Below are 18,254 nucleotides of genomic sequence, written 5' to 3'. Positions count from 1 at the left end.
GATGGGTAGATGGGTAGGTGGGTGGATGGGTAGGTAGGTAGGCGGGTAGGTAGGTAAAGGCTTTAAGTTTTAGGGCTTGAATTGTTAGCTCAACAGATTTTTGGGAGGAGTGAGGAGCTGTTGGCGAAGAGCATGGGACTGTTTGCGATCGCACCTTACCTCCAGCAGCCGCACCCCTCGTTCGGGTAGGCATCTCAGGCTGGCCTCTAGCTGGCCCCAAGTTGTGACCCGTTCGTAGTTGACTCCATAGGCGGCGCAGAGGTGGTTGAAATCAACGGCTTGAGGGGTAGTAAAAAAGTCCTCAAACCAGGTTTCGTCGGGGGCGGATACGGTGGCAATGGGCAGCCGTTCAAAAATGCCGCCGCCCCGATTGTTAATGACCACTACAGTCAAGTGTCCGCGCAGGTGGGGCAGGCTGAGCCAGCCGTTGGTGTCGTGCAGCAGCGCTAGGTCGCCGGTTAGCAGTACCGTGGGCGGGCCGCCGTGGGCAATGCCCACGGCTGTAGACAGCGTGCCGTCGATGCCGTTGGCCCCTCGGTTGCAGTAAGGGTGCAGGCCGCGATCGCCGGGCGGCCAAAACCATTCCACATCGCGGATGGGCATGCTGTTGCCAATCATTAAGGGGGTCTCTGGTGGCAAACAGCGAGCCAACAGCCAGGGTACTTTACCCTCAAAGCTGTCCTCTAAACCTTCCAGGGCCGTATCCAGATGCTGGCGCAGCCTGCGCTCCAGGGTAAGCCACTGCTTTAGGTAGGGCGTGCGCTGGTCTAATTCTGAAAGACCATCGTGATTAGTTTGCCCTGAGGGAATAGCCAGTACCAGTGCTTCTAGGTCTATGGGCCATGATGTAGCCGGGCCGTGGAGCGGGTCCAGGTTGGCCCCCAGAGGATCGAGCACCCAGCGGCGGGGTTGCGCCGTCTTTAGCCACTCGCGCAGGCGTTTGCTAGTTGGCAACGGCCCCAGCTGAATGACATGATCGGGGACTAAAGCTGCGGTCACTGCGGCTGATTCCTCACCAGACTGTCCCAGGGCCAGATCATAGGTGCTCACCAAATAGGGATTGAGGGCAGCAGCATTGCGCAACGGCGACAGTCCTTCGGCCAGCACTGGCCAGCCTAAATAGGAGGCCAGGGCAGCGACCGCTTTACAGTAGGCCAGCCGATCTACTGGCTGGGCAGGACCAGCGACAATCAGGCCGCGATCGCACCGTTGCCAGATTCCCAGCAGCGGCGCGGCGTCTAGGGCAGTGGTCGGGCGAAGTTTCTCTAGCGCGATCGCGGCTGCCGGTGCCACAACCCCATCTAGAGACTCTAGAAAGCGCCCGTCTAGCACCTCCTTCAGGCCAACCACCGAATCGTCTGCGATAGGAGCCAGGGGATCGCGAAAGGGACAGTTGAGATGTACAGGTCCAGCGACCGGGTAAAGCGATCGCCTCCAGGCTTGCCCCATGGTTTGCCGCAGGTAGCGCAGCATATCCGCCGTCGCTACCGGCACCGCTAGCTCCGCATACCAGTTGGTAAAGGCTCCAAACAGCCTTTGCTGATCGATGGTTTGGCCCGAAGCACAGTCACGCAGTTCCGGCGGGCGATCGGCGGTTAGCACCAGCAGGGGAATGCGGCTTTCCTTGGCTTCAATAACAGCAGGGTAGTAGTTAGCCCCAGCCGTACCCGAGGTACACACCAGCGCCACCGGACGCCCCGTGCGCCGGGCAATTCCTAGGGCAAAAAAAGCCGCCGATCGCTCATCAAGCACCGGCACCGCTTCAATTGCAGGATGGCGGGCCAGCGCCACGGTCAGGGGCGCTGAGCGCGAGCCAGGGGAAATCACCGCCGCTTCTAGCCCGAGCCGAGCCAGGGTAGCTGCCAGCACCGAGGCCCATAGCGTATTGGTATTGCGAAAGTCAAAGGTCATGGGTCAGGGGCAAACGGCTATACCAGCGACTCGCCCAGGGCGCGCAGCTTGAGCTTAATCTCGGCCCACTCGCGATCGGCGTCAGACCCTGCCACAATACCAGCCCCGGCATACAGCCGCACCCACGTATCGGCCACCAGCGCCGAGCGAATGCCTACGATAAACTCGCTGTCACCGTTTGCCCCCACCCACCCTAGGGGTGCTGCATACAGGCCCCGGTCAAAGTCTTCAAAACGCAAAATCTGGTCGCAGGCCTCACGGGTAGGCACTCCGGCTACGGCCGGGGTAGGGTGCAGTGCCGCCACAATTTGCAGCGGATGAATATGGCGAGGCACTCTGGCCCGCATAGGCGTATGTAAATGCTGAATATTGGAGAGTTGCCGCACCCCAGGCCAGGGCTGGTACTGAGGCCACAACCCCACCCCCTGGAGCTGTCGGGCTAAAAACTCTACCACTAGGCGGTGCTCGCCCTGCTCTTTGTAATTATTCAACAGCCCCTGAGCCAGATCGTCATCCTGTGAGGGAGTTGTACCCCTGGGGGCTGAGCCTGCCAGCGCATCGGTAATCAGCTGCCCCTGGGTCAGACTCAGCAGTCGTTCGGGGCTGGCCCCCATAAAGGTGTGACCATTGCCCTGGCCCACCGAAAAGATATGGCAGTCAGGGTAGCGCTGCCGCAGGCGACCCAGCGCCGCCAATGGCTGAATGGGTTCAGCACTGACCCAGTCGAGGGCGTGGGCCAGCACAATTTTTTGCACTGGATGCTGGGTCATATGGCTCAAGGCACGTTTGACTGTCGATCTAAATCGTTGTCCGGCATCAGAGCCAGGTTGCACAGGTAATCTGGACGGGGGGCGAAAATCTCGCCAGAGGGTGGTACCCAATCGCTCTACTACCCCCAGTTGGTCAGCCAGACTATCCAGTATGGCCCCGACATCGGTAGTTGCCGTCATCAGGTGGTTGAGGGTTAATACACCCTGCTGTCCCTGGCGTACTAGCTGCCACTGGGGCAGCATGACCATAGCGGCTGGAAACGTGACCTCAGCGCCGCATGGATCGGCAAAGAAGGTAAACGCGCAAAAAAATCGGGCCCAGTCGGCCCCGCTGAGGGAAGCAGATATACCCGCTTCGCTATAGCGGTGGGTTTTACCCCGCCACTGATCGATAAACTGGCGCGCTTGGGCAAACCGACAGCCCCCAGCCGTTTCATACACCAGTGCTGTACCAAAACCCACCATAGCGGTCTGGGCTACAGGATTTTCCATGTACAGGTGGCGATCGCCGCTGGGGGCCAACCGGGCCAGCACCAGCAGTGGGTCTACGGGGGGAATATCAAAACTCAGGGTCACCAGCTGGGGCTGGTGGCTCTGCTTCGCCTGACTAAGCTGACGATCTAAAAATTTGTAGACCGACTGCAGCGTTTGGCCGCGATCGGAGCAGTGAGAAACAACGGGCATACACTTTGTAACTTTAAAGCGGTTTGCTTAGCGTCGCAGTCGGCGGTATGAGCCAAATCATGCCAAACCACCCCAGTGCCCTGGGCTTAAAAAGCCCAAACCACCAGCGCCACGACCACGTTTACCCTGACCCACCGGACCTGAGAACGAGGCCCCATAGCAGGCCGAAACGTGCTCCAGCTAAGCCGCTCAGCCCTTCGGCCAGTATCTTTACTGGTAGCATATTCAGCTATGGCGTAGTCAATTCAGCGCCAGTCGTTCACGCAGCTTAATAGTGTGTGCCAGTATTGCGGTAGTGAACGGCTGTTTTACCCTCGCCGTCTAACACTTGGCCGGCCTGGGCGGTAGCGTAGACCAACCAGTGGTCGCCGCACTCCATACGCTGATCGACGGCGCACTCCAGGTAGGCGATCGCCTCAGTTAGAATCGGCGCGCCGTTCTCAGCGACTTCGGTGTCTATATCCGCAAAACGGTCTTGACCAGGGGCAAAGGGCTTGAGAAAATGCTTCATCGGCCCCAGGTGCCGCCCCTCCGCCAAAATATTCAGCACAAAAGAGCTACCGGGGTACAGCAGCGATTCGATCGCCCGATCTTTGGCTACCGCTACGGTAAACCCCGGCGGCGCAAAGGATGCCTGCGAGACCCAGGAGGCCAGCATAGCGCTTGCTACCTCGCCCTGGCGAGCCGTCACAATACACAGCGACCCAACAATGCGCCCCACCGCCTGTTCTACCGATGAGGCTGGGGTGCGGGGCTGCTTGGCCCGCTTAGCTTTTTTAAGCGCCTGAGCAAAGTCAGTTCCCACCTCTTCACAGTATTTGAGGGTGACATCGGTGGGCTTAAACTTCACCCGAATTGGGTCAAAGGCCAGGCTATAGCCACCGTCTTTGAGCTTGCCCTCCAGCAGATCTATGGCCTCGCCACTCCAGCCAAATGACCCAAACACCCCAGCCGGTTGAGTCTTCGATGCCGTCGATAGCACAATACCCAGGGCTGTTTGCATTGGGGTGGGAGCATGTCCGCCCAGGGTGGGCGACCCCATCAAAAATCCGGCAGAGGTTTCTACGGCGGTTTTAATATCCTCGGGGCTCGCCTGCTCAGCGTTAATCGACTCTACCGACACCCCCGCCTTCGTAATGCCCCGGGCCAGCGCCTGGGCAATGGTAGCGGTATTGCCATAGGCCGAAGCGTAGATCAGCGCAACGGAGAGGTCTTGGCTGGTTTGGGCCTGGCCCCAGTCGCGGTAGCTCTGTACCAGTTCCCGTGGCCCGTAGCGCACCACCGGCCCGTGGCCTGGGGCCAAGGTCTGAAAGGGCAGGGCAGTCAGTCGGCCCAGGGCCGCCAGCACCTGCCGGGCACTGGCGGCAAATAGACAGTCGAAGTAGTAGCGTCGGTCTTCTAGCAGATCTTGCCAGCTGAGGTCAAAGACGGCGTCGTCGCAGCGGTGTGCCCCAAAAAACTTGTCAGAGTAAAGCACCCCAGAGTAAGGGTCGAAGGTCGCCAGCCCGCCAGGGTAGCGCGGCGTTGGGATGAGCTCAAACTGGAGATGATGCCCCTGGCCCAGATCGAGGCGATCGTCACCGCTGCGAATGACCCGCAGCCGGGGCGACACATCGGGCAGCAGATCGTTAAGGGCGAGAGCTGCCGGATTTGAGCACACTACTGTTACATCTGGCAACCGCTTCAGCAAAATCTTTAAGGTTTCGGCCCGGTTCGGATTGATGTGCCCCAAAATAATGTAGTTGAGCTGATAGAGGTCTATATGACGCTCTAAGGCCACCAAAAATATTTCGCTAAATGACTCGCCTGGAGGGTCAATCAGCGCAGTGCGATCGGCCTGGATCAGATAGCTATTCGCCGTGGTCCCTCGCTCTAAACCATACTCAATCTCAAACCGCAGGCGGTTCCAGCTGCGGCAGCGCAGTACCGTAGTGCCTGCTGCCATAGCGTAAAGCTGAACATCACGAGGAGGAGAAGTCATGGGCAATGGGTAACGGCAGGTTTAGAGGTCACTGGGGGTATTCTGTGCTTGGTACGACGGCACAGCAGCACCGCCCCACAGAATTTAGACTGCTGCAATTTTAAAGGATCAGGAGCCGTATCCCGGTTCGTCAGGCGTCTGCACCTCTGGATTCAGGGTGGTGGTGAGGTCAAAACCAGCTTTACAGAGGTATTCAGCTTTTATGAACCGGATTGAGAATATCTATGCTTGCTTGCCCCCTACCCTAGTATGAATGAGCCGACTGGGATTGTTGGTAGTTGCTTAACCAGAGTCAACGGGGGAATCCCTTAAAACTCGGTCTAGTTAGTAGGCACAGCTTAAAGAATGCCGCAATTATACTGGTATGGCTAGTTATTTTTGTCACACTGAGTTAGCGTTTGGCAGTGTCCGTATCTGCCCCGACGAATGGACCTATGGAGAGGTGAGTAATGAGGGAAGTCAACCTGCGATGGAGCTGACATTCAACCCGAGCGCATTTACCCAAGTACTTTAGTCAATCGATTATCTCTCTGGTTCTTGAAGTTGGATGATTTTATGGAGTCACAGTCTACCGAACAGATTTTTACGTCAGCTGTTGATGACGCGGCGATCAACAACGCCGTGATCAATGATGCTGTTGATTCGGGTTTAGAGGTCAACGATTCGCGACCAGACGGTTCTGCCGATTCCGCTACGACCTCTGCTACTGCCGAACAGGCCAAACAGCCGGTTCCAGCAGCAGAGGTCAAGCAGCTTTACCGTCAGTTTCGTAAGGCGGCACTAGAGTCTACGGCTCGAGAACTGCGTAAGCAGCAGTACGATCACATTCAAAATCAGGTCGAAATTCTCAGCATTCCAATCGACAATATTTCGGTCAACGATTTTTTAAGTCAGCTTAAGCAGGGCGTGGTGTTTACCCCCAACGTTGATCACCTGATGAAGCTGCAAAAAGACATAGATTTTGTCAGGGCCTACAGCAAGGCCGACTACCGCGTTTGCGATAGCCAGGTGCTGATGTTTGCCTCCAAGTTTTTGGGTACGCCGCTCAAGGCCAAAATTTCGGGTTCCGATCTGTTCCCGATGTTCTGTGAGCACCACCGCCACAACGAGGCGATTAAAATCTTTTTGATGGGGGGAGCTGACGGTATTGCGGCCCAGGCTATGGATCGCATCAATGCTCGCATTGGTCGGCAGATTATTGTGCAGGCCCACTCGCCGTCCTTTGGTTTTGAAAAAGATGAGGCCGAGTGCGATCGCATTCTAGAGATGATTCGCCAGTCGCCGGCCAATGTGCTGGTGGTGGGGGTAGGGGCACCCAAACAGGAAAAGTGGATTGCCAAGTACCGCGACCATCTGCCCAGTATCGATATCTTTCTGGCTGTGGGGGCCGCCATTGACTTTGAAGCGGGTAATAAGCCCCGAGCGCCAGAACTGCTGAGTAAGCTGGGACTAGAGTGGCTCTACCGCCTGAGCACCGAGCCGGGGCGGCTGTGGAAGCGCTACCTGCTAGACGATTTTCCCTTTTTGTGGCTGGTCATTAAAGAACGCTTTGCCCGCCTTCGCCGCAAGCCCGCCCCCGACGATAGCGCGTCTGGTCGGGGCTGAGGGCGGCTAATTGGGCGACAGCGTTTGATTGCTCCGCTAGCTGTCAGATCTACTGAGGCAGTTTTTTGCGGCCTAGGGCGGTGGCATTGGGCAAAATGTGGCACCTTAGGAGGGTTCCCTGCGGTAGTAGCACTATGGTTCCTGTGTCGGTGGGCGGCATTGCGCAGTCTGCGCTCTTTACAGACCAGTTGTTGGCCTATTATCGCCAGTTGCCTAAAGCACTGCTTACGGTGGTAGATGTAGAGACTACAGGGTCGCGCCCCCCTGAGGCCAGGGTAATTGAAATTGCGGTGGTACAGGGGTCGCTAGAACAAGGGATTACCCACGAGGCGACGTTTGTAGTCAATGCCCACGTGCGGGTACCCGCCACCATTACCCGCTTAACGGGCATTACGACAGCCATGGTCGAGCAGGGTAGTGCCGCTGATACGGTATGGCAGGCGCTACGATCGCCCCTCGACCATGGCGTGCTCACCGGCCACAACCTGGCCTTTGACTACAGCTTTATTCAGGCCGAGTACCAGCGGCTGGGGCAGGGATTTAAGCGCCCTGTAGCCCAGCAGTTTTGCACCGTAATTTTATCGCGGCTGCTGCTGGCCGATTTGCCCTCCCGCAGTTTGCCCCAGCTAGTGCAGCATTTTGGTTTTGACGTCGGGCGATCGCATCGAGCGATGGCCGACACTAAAGCCTGCTGGCTGCTGGCTAACCTGCTGCTAGAGCGCCTGGCTAACACCTCTGACGAGGCCCTGCGGCAGCAGTTTGACGAGCAGTGGGTGCCCCTGCGGGAGGCCGCCAAAGCCTTTGGACACCCCCGAGTTGAGCTGCAGCAACGGCTCGATGCCCAGGGCTGTGAGCGACGCACCTCACGGCGCGGCAACCGCCACATGTATCGCCGACGCGATCTAGAAGCGCTCTACTATGAGCTACACCCACCGCAGCTATCGCTAAATTTGGGCGATTGAATCAGGTCGGGGCACGGTTAGGTTTGACCTTCATCACTCCTTAGGTACTACAGGTACTACTCTATTAAGTGGATTTTATGTGACTAACCTTTGCTTTTCTTGAAAACTCTCCACGGTAGCAAAAAGGTCTGCCATGGTAACAGAAGGGGAAGCAGCCCAGCAAGGCTGTTTTGCCGGTGGAGTTTTGCGAAAGCTAAGGGGATCTATGGCGCGATCGCACAGAGCCTGGCGCTGGCAGCGAGGGAGTTTGACTGGGCTAGGATTACTGGCGGTGGCCGCCTGTGTCCCTCTTTCTGAAGGGCTCGATCAGCCATCGCGACGGGCCACCACAATGCTACAGTTCATAAACCCTCAGCCCGTCGCCCTAGCCAGCGCCATGACTAGCCCCCTGCTTTTTGATACAGTGTCAGACTTTGCCGAAGGGGTAGCTCTGGTACGCCTCAAATCGCGCTTGGGCTATATCGACCGCGACGGCAAGCTCAACATTCGAATCGCCGATAGCAACGTTACCGTGGCCGCTGATTACGCCGAGGGGCTGGCGGTAGCCCAGGTGGGAGCCTACTTTGGCTACCTCGACCGGCGGGGCGAGTGGGCTATACCGGTGCAGTTTCGCCAGGCCAAATCGTTTTCTGAGGGATTGGCGGCGGTGCAGGGAGGCACCAAATACGGCTATATCAATCCCCAGGGCGAGTGGGTGATTGAGCCTCAGTTTGATCTGGCCGAGCGATTTGTTGGCGGTCGCGCCCTGGTCAAGCTGGGAGAAACCTACGGCTATATTGACACCGACGGTCGTCCCGCCATACCGCCGACGCTTAAGGATGCCTGGAGCTTTTCCGAATCGCTGGCGGTGGCTAGGGTAGACCAGCTCTATGGCTATATTGACCTCAAAGGTACCCTGGTCATTGCCCCCAGCTATGACGGGGCCTTTAGTTTCTCCGAGGGCCTGGCTCGAGTGCGTCAGGGCCGCAACTTTGGCTTTGTCGATGCCTCCGGGGCCATGGTGATTGAGCCGACCTTATCCTTTGCTTCCGATTTTTCCGGGGGGCTGGCTGCCGTGCTAATCGAGAGCCAGTGGGGCTATATTGACCGCATGGGCGAGGTAGCTATTGCCCCCAGATTTTCCTATGCTGCTGACTTTTCGGAAGGGTTGGCTGCCGTGCAGCAAGACGGGCGCTACGGCTATATTAACCCTGCCGGAGACTGGGTGGTAGACCCTCAATACAGCAACGCTGGGTCATTTTCTGAGGGGCGGGCGCGGGTACAGGTTGATAATAGCTGGGGCTTTATTGATACCGAGGGCAACTTGCTCACCGGGGCAGGTTTTCAAGATGTGGAGTTTCCCTAATGAACCAGGTCACTCAGGCATTGCTGAATGAGCCCAATCGTAACCCCAGGCTGCTCAAGCTGGGGGGTGAGCCCCACCCCAGGCAGCACGTCAAAGCGGCGAATAGCGGCAGGGTTGAGCGCGGCTAGCCGACGACCAGTTTCTACGGGGGTAAGCTGGGCCATTTCGCCCCAAAGTATGGCGGTGGGGGTAGCCAGCCGGGGCAGATAGGTGGCCAGATCAAAGCTCAGGTCGCCGCGCACAAAGGCCAATGCGGCGACGTCGGCATTAGGCTGCTGGGCTGACTTGAGGTAGGCTGCCACCATCTCATCGGCAATTTTGCTGGTGTCGGCAAACTGACGCTCGGCCAAAAACAGCCGAATGCCCTCGCTGGTGGCGATCGCCCCCCGGTAAATTAGCTGGTCGACCACAGGCAGCTTAACGATCTGGTTAACGACCGAGCTGCTGGGATCTTGGCCAAAGTCGGCTAGCCCCGCCGGGGCCACCAGAATCAGCCCTCGCAGGCAATCGGGGTAGTCGACTGCGACCCGTACCATCATGGCGGCACTCAGGGAAGATGCCACTACGACAGGCGGTTGAGGGCAAAGGGTGGTGAGAATATTCGCCAGCAGAGCGAGATAGTCGGCGGTGGTGCAGGGGCGATCGGGGTGGTCAGATCGGCCCCAGCCAATTAAATCTGGGGCCAGCACCGAGTGCTCGCCTGCAAAGGCTGGATATACCTTCGACCATTCGTAGCTGGATGACCCGCCCCCAAACCCGTGGATAAACAGCAGCGGCACTGAATCTGGCAGCGGCCCAGGCCAAAAGCCGGGGTCGGCCTTAACGTAGGCTACCGTGCCCAAATCAAGGGCCACCGATCGCTGCATAAAACCAGGAGGAGTGAACATAGCACCATGCCGTTACTGCCTTCTGATTACCACGAAGCCTGGTCACTTGCCCACTGTGCCTACTAGATCGGGGCCAATCGCGGTAACTATTGCCTGGGCTTAAGGGCCTTGCACCACTCGAGTTCTCAACGCCTTGGCTCCCTAGCGGAAGGCATCGGGATTGAGGGGCCGACCGGCAGGGCCGCCGCCGTTCAGGCGAGCGCCAGTACCGCCATCGGTCGGATCGAGAAAGGGTTTGAGGTTAATGCCGCTGGTGCGACTACTAGGAGACGTCCCACCGGGCAGACCTAGAACATTGCCAATTTGACCCAGGATGTCGCTGTTGCCGCCGGTAAACGTGGTTACCCCCTGGGTTTGATCGCCTCGATCGGCAATGGTCAAATTGTCAAACACGCGATCGCGGGTGATGGCCGCATCCTGCCCTGACGGTACGGTGAAGACGATGCGACAGCCGGGCACGGCCTCAGTGGTAACGCAAACGGTGTTGTAGCCATTTTCGACGGCGGTTTCCAGGGCCAACAGGCCGTCAGGGCGGTACTGCTCTAGGCGATCGCTAATGGTGGCGCAGCGACGCTCGGCGGGCCAGGCGCTGCCCATGTCCTCAGGCACTGCCCAGGGGTAGGCCTGCCCAGTCTGGCTGGTAGGGGAATACATTACGGTGTACTCTCCGTTTTGCAGTTGGCAGGTAAACCGGGGGGCGTCATCGGCCTCAGCGGCTGGAGCTTCTTCGGATTCAGGGGTGCTGGTCGGGGTTTGAGCCTGGCCTACCGCCCCAAATGGCCCTATAAATAATGCGGTAGCTAACCCGCTCATCAGTAACTTAGCGAATGTGCCGGTTGTAGAACGGGCCATGGTGTGCTGCCTCCAAAATTTGTCGATGAATCTAGTCACGAAGTATGAGTACGTCTCTGCCCAGGGTGCCCCGATGGCTGGAACCTAGACCAGCCATCAATGTTGCTTAAATGTTGCTTAACCCAGAACGCACGACTCTCTACTCTCCCGCGACGCGATCGCCTCCCCGCAAGTTCCCCCCGGCCCTCTCAACCGACATGTCCCCAAATTGCCCTTGCAATTCTCAAGATTGTGCGTATCCTTAATTAGGCTTTGGGTTCATGCTGTATTTAGGCGAGCTAGGTCCAACGCTTACGCTGCATCTAGCGTTTGCTAGCAATATTTGCCAGCACTATTTTGGTCGTCAGGTCTACTCCACACTCACACACTGCATCAGAGGGAGACACAGCCCATGGACTATTCAACCCAACCATCTGCGCCAGCGGGGCCAGCGGCGATCGGCTATCGACTAGGGGGCTGGGCCGGGGCAGGCCTGATGGTGTCTACCCTGCTGGTTGTCAGCCCTGCTGCGCGGGCAGAAACCCTGGCGGCTTGGCAGTTTGACCCGTCTACCCAGCAGCTGACCCTGACGCTGCCCAGCGGCATTACGCCTCAGTACACCGTCGAGACCAACCCGGCCCGCATTGTGCTTACGCTGCCCCAAACCCAACTGGGGGCCGTACCGACTCAGCAAACCTACAGCGGAGCCGTGAGCCAGATTAGCCTCAGCCAGGTCAACGATGCCACGGTGGTGGTGCTCGATCTGGCGGCCAACACGGTGCTGGCCGCCAACGGTGCCAGCCTTGTATCGATCGCTGCTGGCGATCAAACGCGCTGGGTGCTCACTGCCCTCGCCTCGCCAGAGGTTACTCCCACGGTAGCGGTACCCAGCGGCTCGATTCCCGGCAATAGCCAGATGATCGTGGAACTGCCGGTGATTCCAGGTAATAACCCTCAACTGGGCTTTCCAGCGGCCGGTACTGGGCGGCTGAGTACATCGGCCGCCAACCTGATGCTGCCCAGCGATATCGATAGCTTGACCAACCTGCCCGAAACCCTGCCCGTTGACCCGTTTAATCTGGGACAGCCAGGGGAGCAGGTCTCGGTACCCAGCCTGGCCGAGCTCGATGCTGTAGTTGGCCCTGTGGCCGTCACGCCCCAGGTAACAGATCCGGCCTCGTTAGAACCGCCTACCGCTGGAGCAGTTGCACAACCGGGGGCGATCGCCACGGCACCCGTCATCCCTACCGCCGCTGGGGCTAGCCCAGCGCTGACCCTAGAACCACCCGTTGCCCCCGGTACTGCTGTCGCCCCTGCACCCTCTGTAGCCACACCATCTCCTCAACCGGAAGCTGTCGCGACCCTACCGGCTGAGCCGTCAGCCCCGGCTGAGGCTGAGACATTGCCCCCGATTGACAGCGAAACTAGCGGCGTCCCGATTGCGGTTACGCCACCCGAGCTACCGACCCCAGCACAACCTGTCGTGCAACCGGAGGCGATCGCGGCTGTTCCACCTACGGTACCTACAGCCGATGATCCCACGGTCACGGCTTCTGAGCCCGTTCCTCCTTCAACCGTTGAGGCCAGTGGCTCGGTCGAGGTGATTGCGGCTGATCCCCCGGCTCTGCCCAATTTAGCCGCTGATACTGCGATCGCAGCTCAACCCAATGCCATTAGCCAAGAGCCGCCAGCCGTGGCTACAGTACCCGTTGAGGTCACTGGGGCTGCGCCCAACTTGCTAAACGTTCCCACCGCCCCGACAACAACCAGTCAGGGCAACGTAGTGCCTCCCGATAGCCCCGTCACTCTAGCCGCCGCCGGAGAGACGATTTTGTTTGGTAGCCCCCTGCCCGGTAATGGCGATCGGGCGGCTTTGCCGGAGGTCATTAACCCGGCCCCTGCCGAGCGTCCTCTCTCCCCCGATACTCTGGTGGCAGCGGGCACTGTTTTACAACTGCGCTACATAGGCGACGAACCCCTCGACCTCAACACCAGCTCCAGCCAAAACCAGGTGCTGCTGTTGGCCCATGACATTCGCGACCCCATGACCAACGGCATCGTCGCTCCGGCAGGCAGCCAGCTAATTGGCCAGTTTGAGCCCACGCCCCAGGGCCAGCGCTGGGTGAGCAAAATGCTGATTTCCCCCGCCGGGCAGCGGGTAGACTTTGCCAGCACCACCGAGTACATGGTGGGCAGCCCCGAGGTCAGCACCCCTCGGTTGGCTGCTGGAGCTGGCCTGGGTGCCTTGGCACTCATGCTGGTGACAAGCTTTAGCGGCATTGGCCTGATCGGCGGTGCTCTGGTCGGCGCAACGACGGTAGTGGGCACCTCGCCCCAGACGGTTGTCATTGAGCCTAATCAGATCATTCAGGTGCAGGTAATTCAAGATGTCCCCCGCGCCATTCCCATTGCCGCCGCCCCTGAGCAGAGCCGCGAGTGGGGGGCAGGCGGCTGGTAGAGTCTGGCTCAATTTGACCGTTCCTTCAGCTCAAACGTTTAATGTTCGATAAACAAATCGAACGGAAAGGGGCCGTAGGTACCCGATACCTCGGCCACCTCAGGGTCTGAGGTATGAAAGGCGATCAGCACTCCCCGCGATAGGCCGCTGTAGTCATCTAAATACCAGGCTCCTTTGAGGGTATTGAACTTGAGATATACCGCTCCCTCACGGGCGGGTAAATCGAGGTTGACAGAAATCCCTAAGGCCCCCAAAAATGCTTCCAGCGACTGCTGGCCCTCAGCTAAGCTACTCGCGCAAATGCCCAGGGTTTGATAGTCAGACCATTCGTTGAAGTAGGCCAGGTCAGCGCGCACCTGGCCTGCTTCGGCCTCACTGAGGGTCGGTGGGAGAGTGAGGCAGCTAAACTGGTTCAGTCGCTGGCGAATGGCAGCGATGTCGGCAGCGGCGGGGAAGGTAGGTGAAGTCGTCATAGTTAACTCTTGGTAGTCGATTCTAGGGGTGAAGTATCCCAAAGCCGTTTGGGCTTACTAGCAGTGGGCCTCTGGCCCTACTATCAGAGGTGCCACCATGACCTACCATGTCCGCATGTTGGACATGCCCTCTAGCGATCGCCCGCGTGAACGGCTGCTATCCTACGGGGCGAAAAGTCTCTCGACCGCAGAATTGCTGGCCATTTTGCTGGGCACTGGCCAGGGGCCAGGCAAGCTGTCGGCAGTAGGACTAGGCCAGCTCATTCTGCAGGAAATGGGGCAAAACCAGCGTGACCCGCTCACCTCTATGCGGGATGTCTCAGCCCACGACCTGACCACGATTGACGGCGTTGGCCCAGCTAAAGCCACCACCATCTTAGCCGCCATTGAACTCGGCAAACGGGTGCTGCAAGCGATTCCGCCTGAAAAAACCGTGGTGGATGATCCGGCGATCGCCGCCGCCGCCCTCAGCCATGAACTGATGTGGCAAGCCCAGGAGCGCTTTGCCGTCGTGCTGCTCGATATCCGCCACCGCCTGATGGGCACCAATGTGATCACCATCGGCACCGCCACCGAAACCCTGGCCCATCCCAGAGAAATCTTCAAAACTGTGATTCGCCACGGCGCGGTGCGCTGCATCGTTGCTCACAATCACCCCAGCGGTAACCTTGAGCCCAGTCCAGATGATCTTGCTCTTACCCGGCAGCTCTTGCAGGGGGCGCAAATTCTCGCGGTGCCCGTGCTCGATCATTTAATCATTGGCAATGGCGACTTCCGCAGCCTGCGGCAGACCACTCAGCTTTGGCAAGAAACGCCCCAGGGAGCTTGAGGCAGAATTCAATGGTTTGAGTCGCCAGTCTAAACGTTTCAGGCGAGCGGTGTTTTTCCAGCAATGCGTTGATATAGCTGTGGCCAGTCTGGTTAAGACAGGTCTCCTATGAACGTTCAAACGTTTGAACGTTCTCAGGCTTTATGGATGTCCTAACCCAGGTGACTCTGGCTATACTATTTGATTAACGTGAAAGGGGCAAAATCTATCCTCTATGTATGAGGGCTTGATCGATTTTCCGTTCCCTAGCGAATATCTATTGGCTGGGAATACTCTTGGATGCTAAAGCTATGCCAGTAGATCAGAATGCCTGGCGCACCTGGCAAGAATTTAGGGCCGCTCAGCGGGAGCTTGTCTTACCTGCTGGTACGGCAGCCCATATCCCTGTAACGGTTCGATACATCGATAGTGGGGAGGCGCAGCTCGGCACCATTTTGCTGATGCACGGCATACCCACCTGGGGCTATCTTTACCATGCCGTTATTCCACGCCTGGTGCAGGCCGGTTATCGCGTTTTGGCCCCCGATTTTTTAGGTCATGGCTGGTCAGACCGCCGCGATCGCTTTGATCGATCGTTTCAAGACCAGGCTCGCATGATCGTGGCTTTGCTGTCATCGCTGGGCCTTGATCGCGTAGATGTAGTGGGCCACGATACGGGCGGTGCAGTAGCGCTAATTTTGGCGATCGAGCACCCAGCGGTGGTCCATCGCCTGGTGATCACCAATTCGGTCTGCTATGACCGCTTTGACGATGACATGCTCGATTTTGGCCATCCGCTGCGGTGGAAACCTCGCCCGATCGCCGATCTAACCACAGCGCTAGAAGAAAGCCTGGCCGCCGGTCTTTCTAACCCAAGTCGGCTAACCTCAGAATTTCGAGCGGGCATACTCGCGCCCTGGGCCAGCGAAGAAGGCAAACTGAGCCTGCTGCGCAATGCCTCTGCCCTCAATGCCAATCAAACGATGGCCCTGGTCGATCGACACGGCACTATTACCGCTCGTACCCTAGTTCTGTGGGGCATGGATGATCCCTGGCAAAAGGCTGAAGACGGTAGGCAGTTGGCCAGCGAGATTCCAAATGCCGTATTTCAGCCCCTAGGGCAGGCCTCTCACTGGGTGCAGCAAGATGCTCCAGAGCAATTTTCCCAGGCGTTGCTGGGTTTCTTTGCCGATTAGAACGTTGGAATAGGCATTCCCGCCGCTAGTGCTCCGGCGATCGCAGCCGAAATAGCCGTTGTGAAGGCCGTAATCGACAACCACCATGCGGCGGCGGCAGCAGCTTTACGGGTATTGTTTAAGCGTTGCTGAGCCTGGGCTTTAACGGTATTGATTCGGGCCTGTAGCCCTTGCTCAAATTGCTCTACCTGCTGCATTACCTGGTATCTCAATTCTTGGGTTTGAGGCAATACATAATCCTCTGTCCACTGCTGCGGTTGATTCAGTAAATCTTGGGCTGTCGAGCGCACAGTACTGACCCATTGCTCCATAGGCCTATCGGTAAAGCTATCTAACGGCAGTCGATCTAACAGGGCATCCCAATCAATCTGGCTAAGCTGATGCAGAACTACTAGGGTCACCGCTGTAGAAAACGTCAGTCCTTCAGATACATAGTGCTGAAGCATAGTTTCCTGTTCAGCATCTGTATCTAAAAGCTGATTGTCAAGCTTGTGCACGACTTCTGTAATGTAGGCCGCGATCGCTTGAAAAGCTTCCAGGGATGATTGGTCCTCTGTCGGCTGGTTGTCTTCTGGAAATGCTGCGTCTGGTGGGGTGGTTAGCTGCTGCCAGGTGGTATCAATTGCTTGCAAAATTTGCTGGCGCTGCGGCTTGTTTAAAGCTTTACGTTCTTTTAGCACCGCCTTTAGCTGGGTTTGATCTAAATTCAGTTGATCAGCTTGAAAGCCAGATTTTTCTAACGTCTCTTCTAACAAGTCGTTTAATTTATCGTGAACGCGATCTGGCGTTAGCTGCTTTGAACGAGTGTGGCGTAGATACAACTCTAGCTCTTGCTTTAGCTGTAGATTTACGTCCTCAAGGACGCGATTAGCTAACTCAAGGGAACCATCAGCTTTCGATTGATTAAAGCGATCGCCTGCGGGTGGATTAGATAACCGGTCGAGAGCAATTGGGCTCAGGGCTTGCTGAATCTCTTGCTGAACAATTTCGATTATCTCCTCTTGAGACAATGAGGTATTGTCCTGGTTTTGAGAGGCCGCCGTAATCACGGCGAAAAATTGGCGTAACCCACCCGTAGCCGCTCTCAAAATGACATCTGTCAATGTACCGACTGCGACTGAGCTAGCCCAGGCCAGACTTAAGCCGTAGGCCGACCAGATCACGATCCCTGCGATCGCCCCTAACGTAGGATCGCTCAGCTGGCTGAATTTTGTCGCCAAGAAACAAGCGCTAAACAGCACCCCATTTGCGCTCAGCAGCAACCCCATTCCAATCCAGAAACCCGCGTGTGTGGAGTTTACTAGGCTGTTTTTGGTATGGCCATCCTGCTCTTGGGCAGGTTTAGCCGTGGGTTTTAGGGCAGAACCCGCCGATGGAGAAAGCTGAAACCCCAAGACCGTTATACCAACGGCAAAGCCAAAACAGGCTAGCAACAACTGAAAGGCGAATGCCGTGAGCAGCCCGATCGATAATGCCGTTAGCAATGCACTTCCCACAGTTACCTATCCTGTTACTTACTCTTTTTCTTTTTTTTAGCTTTTTTCCCCTTCTTTCCTTTCTTGCCATTCCTCTGAAAATAGGTTGAGCTAGCATTGGTCAAAATTGATTTCACCTGGCTAACGGCCTCGTCAATCACGACAGCTACAGCTTTTTGGGTAGCGCTAGCGGTACCTTGGGTCGCATCGACAGCGCTGTCTACGGCGTGTCGCGTTCTATCGGCTGTGCCTTGGGTTCCAGCGATCGCATTCTCAATTTGATTAATCACAAAGGCCCGCGTTTGGTCAGCACTCTCACTGGTGTCGTCGATTAGATCATCGACCTGATTTTGAGCAATACCTGCTGTCACAGCCGTTTTTTCTTTAACGTTTTCTAGGCTCTGATCAACTCTGTCTCTTACCGCCGATTGACCGTTGGCTACGGCACTTTCTACCGTATCAAGCGCATTCGATGCTGGTGAGGCCGCATCGACGATCGCCTCCTTTACCCCGCCGACAATAGTTTTAATCGAATCGTTGACAGGGTTGAGCTGATTTTGAAGCGTCTCTTGAGGACTTGACTGAGCTATCGACTTAGACAACCTGCTGATAGCAATCTGTGAGACTTCGGCAATCACAGCCGCTGCCACTACCGATCCAAGCTCTCGCGGGCTCATTCCCAAAACCGTAATATCACCTTGGGAATTGTTGCCCTCTGACTGATTAGACTTGGCTTTCTTTGGCTCTCCTGGGATCACTATGCAGCGGTTGGAGAAAAATGCCAGCAGATTAGGCATCGGAGGCGGAATCGCTCAAAATTAGTGAATCCGTAGCCAGAGCGCTTAATCAACTTCAAACGCGTGTTGAT

The 18,254-nt window shown here is 57.2% G+C and carries 15 protein-coding genes; 6 read left to right on the top strand and 9 right to left on the bottom strand.

The window, feature by feature from the left end; genetic code table 11:
* Positions 1-84 precede the first annotated feature (84 nt).
* The 3 genes from menD to IQ273_RS17345 all read right to left on the bottom strand — a co-directional run bounded on the left by menD (position 85) and on the right by IQ273_RS17345 (position 5,346).
* Positions 85-1,911, bottom strand: a complete 1,827-nt coding sequence (gene menD / locus IQ273_RS17355; RefSeq protein ID WP_194024422.1) for a 2-succinyl-5-enolpyruvyl-6-hydroxy-3-cyclohexene-1-carboxylic-acid synthase — start codon at positions 1,909-1,911, stop codon at positions 85-87.
* Positions 1,912-1,928: 17 nt separating this feature from the next.
* Entirely contained in the window at positions 1,929-3,365 is a 1,437-nt protein-coding gene (locus IQ273_RS17350; protein WP_194024421.1) for an isochorismate synthase MenF, read from the bottom strand.
* A 268-nt stretch (positions 3,366-3,633) separates the two neighbouring features.
* Complete coding sequence (locus IQ273_RS17345) at positions 3,634-5,346, bottom strand: diflavin flavoprotein (RefSeq protein ID WP_194024420.1); 1,713 nt, start codon at positions 5,344-5,346, stop codon at positions 3,634-3,636.
* A 555-nt stretch (positions 5,347-5,901) separates the two neighbouring features.
* Between IQ273_RS17345 and IQ273_RS17340 the strand changes: the two genes are divergently transcribed.
* The 3 genes from IQ273_RS17340 to IQ273_RS17330 all read left to right on the top strand — a co-directional run bounded on the left by IQ273_RS17340 (position 5,902) and on the right by IQ273_RS17330 (position 9,258).
* Complete coding sequence (locus tag IQ273_RS17340; RefSeq protein WP_228053267.1) at positions 5,902-6,951, top strand: WecB/TagA/CpsF family glycosyltransferase; 1,050 nt, start codon at positions 5,902-5,904, stop codon at positions 6,949-6,951.
* Positions 6,952-7,085: 134 nt separating this feature from the next.
* A complete protein-coding gene (locus tag IQ273_RS17335) occupies positions 7,086-7,913 on the top strand; it encodes a PolC-type DNA polymerase III (protein WP_194024419.1) in 828 nt (275 codons plus the stop codon).
* A 205-nt stretch (positions 7,914-8,118) separates the two neighbouring features.
* Positions 8,119-9,258: a WG repeat-containing protein gene (locus IQ273_RS17330; RefSeq protein ID WP_194024424.1), complete on the top strand. Its 1,140-nt coding sequence runs from the start codon at positions 8,119-8,121 to the stop codon at positions 9,256-9,258.
* Here the strand turns inward: IQ273_RS17330 and IQ273_RS17325 are convergent.
* Together IQ273_RS17325 and IQ273_RS17320 are read right to left on the bottom strand one after the other, a co-directional pair.
* Positions 9,255-10,145 (bottom strand): alpha/beta fold hydrolase, encoded by an 891-nt coding sequence (locus IQ273_RS17325; RefSeq protein ID WP_194024418.1) that lies wholly within the window; start codon positions 10,143-10,145, stop codon positions 9,255-9,257. The two genes, IQ273_RS17330 and IQ273_RS17325, sit on opposite strands and share 4 nt — an antisense overlap.
* 141 nt (positions 10,146-10,286) lie before the next feature.
* A complete protein-coding gene (locus IQ273_RS17320) occupies positions 10,287-10,997 on the bottom strand; it encodes a COP23 domain-containing protein (protein WP_228053265.1) in 711 nt (236 codons plus the stop codon).
* Positions 10,998-11,388: 391 nt separating this feature from the next.
* Here IQ273_RS17320 and IQ273_RS17315 point away from each other — a divergent pair, with 391 nt between their 5' ends.
* Positions 11,389-13,434, top strand: coding sequence for an AMIN domain-containing protein (locus IQ273_RS17315; RefSeq protein WP_194024417.1), 2,046 nt, complete (start codon positions 11,389-11,391; stop codon positions 13,432-13,434).
* A gap of 38 nt (positions 13,435-13,472) precedes the next feature.
* Here IQ273_RS17315 and IQ273_RS17310 read toward each other — a convergent pair whose 3' ends face one another.
* Positions 13,473-13,907, bottom strand: coding sequence for a DUF1824 family protein (locus tag IQ273_RS17310; protein WP_194024416.1), 435 nt, complete (start codon positions 13,905-13,907; stop codon positions 13,473-13,475).
* Positions 13,908-14,004: 97 nt separating this feature from the next.
* Between IQ273_RS17310 and radC the strand changes: the two genes are divergently transcribed.
* Positions 14,005-14,736 (top strand): DNA repair protein RadC, encoded by a 732-nt coding sequence (gene radC / locus IQ273_RS17305; protein ID WP_194024415.1) that lies wholly within the window; start codon positions 14,005-14,007, stop codon positions 14,734-14,736.
* A gap of 290 nt (positions 14,737-15,026) precedes the next feature.
* Positions 15,027-15,911: an alpha/beta fold hydrolase gene (locus IQ273_RS17300; protein ID WP_194024414.1), complete on the top strand. Its 885-nt coding sequence runs from the start codon at positions 15,027-15,029 to the stop codon at positions 15,909-15,911.
* Here the strand turns inward: IQ273_RS17300 and IQ273_RS17295 are convergent.
* From IQ273_RS17295 to IQ273_RS17285, 3 genes are read right to left on the bottom strand one after another with little or no spacing between them, the layout of a single operon-like run.
* A complete protein-coding gene (locus IQ273_RS17295; RefSeq protein WP_194024413.1) occupies positions 15,908-17,407 on the bottom strand; it encodes a hypothetical protein in 1,500 nt (499 codons plus the stop codon). The two genes, IQ273_RS17300 and IQ273_RS17295, sit on opposite strands and share 4 nt — an antisense overlap.
* A 14-nt stretch (positions 17,408-17,421) precedes the next feature.
* Positions 17,422-18,183 (bottom strand): hypothetical protein, encoded by a 762-nt coding sequence (locus IQ273_RS17290; protein WP_228053269.1) that lies wholly within the window; start codon positions 18,181-18,183, stop codon positions 17,422-17,424.
* The gene (locus tag IQ273_RS17285; RefSeq protein WP_397197971.1) at positions 18,144-18,236 is read right to left on the bottom strand and encodes a hypothetical protein; all 93 of its coding nucleotides are present in this window, start codon (positions 18,234-18,236) and stop codon (positions 18,144-18,146) included. Before IQ273_RS17285 ends, IQ273_RS17290 begins: the two co-directional genes overlap by 40 nt.
* Positions 18,237-18,254: the final 18 nt, after the last annotated feature.

Source organism: Nodosilinea sp. LEGE 07298 (genome assembly GCF_015207265.1).
Classification (GTDB): domain Bacteria; phylum Cyanobacteriota; class Cyanobacteriia; order Phormidesmidales; family Phormidesmidaceae; genus Nodosilinea.
Note: the sequence above shows the minus strand (reverse complement) of the source record. Positions and strands in the feature narration are given on the sequence as shown.

Coding starts and splice junctions, on each gene's coding strand:
- menD (WP_194024422.1), bottom strand. CDS start 1,911: ATGACCTTTGACTTTCGCAATACCAATACGCTATGGGCCTCGGTGCTG.
- IQ273_RS17350 (WP_194024421.1), bottom strand. CDS start 3,365: ATGCCCGTTGTTTCTCACTGCTCCGATCGCGGCCAAACGCTGCAGTCG.
- IQ273_RS17345 (WP_194024420.1), bottom strand. CDS start 5,346: ATGACTTCTCCTCCTCGTGATGTTCAGCTTTACGCTATGGCAGCAGGC.
- IQ273_RS17340 (WP_228053267.1), top strand. CDS start 5,902: ATGGAGTCACAGTCTACCGAACAGATTTTTACGTCAGCTGTTGATGAC.
- IQ273_RS17335 (WP_194024419.1), top strand. CDS start 7,086: ATGGTTCCTGTGTCGGTGGGCGGCATTGCGCAGTCTGCGCTCTTTACA.
- IQ273_RS17330 (WP_194024424.1), top strand. CDS start 8,119: ATGGCGCGATCGCACAGAGCCTGGCGCTGGCAGCGAGGGAGTTTGACT.
- IQ273_RS17325 (WP_194024418.1), bottom strand. CDS start 10,145: ATGTTCACTCCTCCTGGTTTTATGCAGCGATCGGTGGCCCTTGATTTG.
- IQ273_RS17320 (WP_228053265.1), bottom strand. CDS start 10,997: ATGGCCCGTTCTACAACCGGCACATTCGCTAAGTTACTGATGAGCGGG.
- IQ273_RS17315 (WP_194024417.1), top strand. CDS start 11,389: ATGGACTATTCAACCCAACCATCTGCGCCAGCGGGGCCAGCGGCGATC.
- IQ273_RS17310 (WP_194024416.1), bottom strand. CDS start 13,907: ATGACGACTTCACCTACCTTCCCCGCCGCTGCCGACATCGCTGCCATT.
- radC (WP_194024415.1), top strand. CDS start 14,005: ATGACCTACCATGTCCGCATGTTGGACATGCCCTCTAGCGATCGCCCG.
- IQ273_RS17300 (WP_194024414.1), top strand. CDS start 15,027: ATGCCAGTAGATCAGAATGCCTGGCGCACCTGGCAAGAATTTAGGGCC.
- IQ273_RS17290 (WP_228053269.1), bottom strand. CDS start 18,183: ATGCCTAATCTGCTGGCATTTTTCTCCAACCGCTGCATAGTGATCCCA.